The sequence below is a fragment of the Streptomyces tibetensis genome (assembly GCF_007655005.1).
GTDB classification, from domain to species: domain Bacteria; phylum Actinomycetota; class Actinomycetes; order Streptomycetales; family Streptomycetaceae; genus Streptomyces; species Streptomyces tibetensis.
Genome location: NZ_SZVW01000051.1, coordinates 1 through 1,801 on the forward strand (window position 1 = coordinate 1; position 1,801 = coordinate 1,801).

At 65.0% G+C, this 1,801-nt stretch carries 4 protein-coding genes; all 4 read left to right on the forward strand.

Features of this window, described 5'->3' with window-relative positions; all coding sequences use genetic code 11:
- Nucleotides 1-23: 23 nt before the first annotated feature.
- Nucleotides 24-581 (forward strand): 50S ribosomal protein L5, encoded by a 558-nt coding sequence (gene rplE / locus FDO69_RS40835; RefSeq protein ID WP_003992366.1) that lies wholly within the window; start codon nt 24-26, stop codon nt 579-581.
- A 5-nt stretch (nt 582-586) separates the two neighbouring features.
- Complete coding sequence (locus FDO69_RS40840; protein ID WP_003948630.1) at nt 587-772, forward strand: type Z 30S ribosomal protein S14; 186 nt, start codon at nt 587-589, stop codon at nt 770-772.
- 241 nt (nt 773-1,013) lie between these two features.
- Nucleotides 1,014-1,412, forward strand: a complete 399-nt coding sequence (gene rpsH / locus FDO69_RS40850; RefSeq protein WP_104789270.1) for a 30S ribosomal protein S8 — start codon at nt 1,014-1,016, stop codon at nt 1,410-1,412.
- A 24-nt stretch (nt 1,413-1,436) separates the two neighbouring features.
- Nucleotides 1,437-1,801, forward strand: a 365-nt coding sequence (locus FDO69_RS40855; protein WP_104789273.1) for a 50S ribosomal protein L6, incomplete at its 3' end; no start/stop codon positions are given.

A 1,801-nucleotide genomic window follows, 5' to 3' on the forward strand; every position in this document is an offset into this window, starting at 1 on the left:
AAGCGGACGGGTGAGGACATCTGATGACGACCACCACCAGCCCGCGTCTGAAGCAGAAGTACCGTGAGGAGATCACGGGCAAGCTGCGTGACGAGTTCAAGTACGAGAACGTCATGCAGATCCCCGGTCTCGTCAAGATCGTGGTCAACATGGGTGTGGGCGACGCCGCCCGCGACTCCAAGCTGATCGAGGGTGCCATCAAGGACCTCACCACGATCACCGGTCAGAAGCCGGCCGTCACCAAGGCCCGCAAGTCCATCGCGCAGTTCAAGCTGCGTGAGGGCCAGCCGATCGGTGCCCACGTCACGCTTCGTGGCGACCGCATGTGGGAGTTCCTGGACCGCACCCTGTCGCTCGCGCTGCCGCGCATCCGCGACTTCCGCGGCCTGTCCCCCAAGCAGTTCGACGGCCGTGGCAACTACACCTTCGGTCTCACGGAGCAGGTCATGTTCCACGAGATCGACCAGGACAAGATCGACCGCACCCGGGGTATGGACATCACCGTGGTGACCACGGCGACCAACGACGCTGAGGGCCGCGCGCTCCTTCGTCACCTCGGCTTCCCCTTCAAGGAGGCGTGAGCGAGATGGCGAAGAAGGCTCTGATCGCTAAGGCTGCTCGCAAGCCCAAGTTCGGTGTGCGTGGCTACACCCGCTGCCAGCGCTGCGGCCGCCCGCACTCCGTGTACCGCAAGTTCGGCCTCTGCCGCGTGTGCCTTCGTGAGATGGCTCACCGTGGCGAGCTGCCGGGCGTGACCAAGAGCTCCTGGTAATCCCCCTTATAAGGGATTCGCAGGGCTCTCGGTAAGCACGTAGGGGTGGCAGGACGCCCGGCCCGCATGGCTTAGGCTTGTGGGGTTGGGCGTCTGCCGCCGCCCGTACGCCGCGGACACTCGTCCGCTCATTGAATGCTTACTACGCCGTAGGTCCACCGCGCCGCACCCGTCCCGTCTCGGATCGGGGAGAGGGATGGCGCACCAGGAAACCCCGGCGAGAGAGGCCGAAGGCCAATTCATGACCATGACTGATCCGATCGCAGACATGCTGACGCGTCTGCGGAACGCGAACTCGGCATACCACGACTCCGTGACGATGCCGGCGTCCAAGATCAAGTCGCACATCGCGGAGATCCTCCAGCAGGAGGGCTTCATCACGGGCTGGAAGGTCGAGGACGCCGAGGTCGGCAAGAACCTCGTCCTGGAGCTGAAGTTCGGCCCCAACCGTGAGCGCTCCATCGCGGGCATCAAGCGGATCTCCAAGCCCGGTCTCCGGGTGTACGCGAAGTCCACCAACCTGCCGAAGGTTCTGGGCGGCCTGGGCGTGGCCATCATCTCCACGTCCCACGGTCTCCTGACCGGCCAGCAGGCGCAGAAGAAGGGCGTGGGTGGGGAAGTCCTCGCCTACGTCTGGTAATTCGGGAACGGAGGAGAGACAGCAATGTCGCGTATCGGCAAGCTCCCCATCCCGGTTCCCGCCGGCGTGGACGTCACCATCGACGGCCGTACGGTCGCGGTCAAGGGCCCCAAGGGCGAACTGACCCACACCGTCATCGCGCCGATCGACATCGCGAAGGCCGAGGACGGCACCCTTCAGGTGCTGCGGCCGAACGACGAGCGGCAGAGCAAGGCCCTGCACGGCCTGTCCCGCACGCTGGTGGCGAACATGATCACCGGTGTGACCACGGGATACGTCAAGAAGCTCGAAATCAGCGGTGTCGGCTACCGTGTCCTGGCCAAGGGCTCCAACCTGGAGTTCTCCCTGGGCTACAGCCACCCGATCCTGGTCGAGGCCCCCGAGGGCAT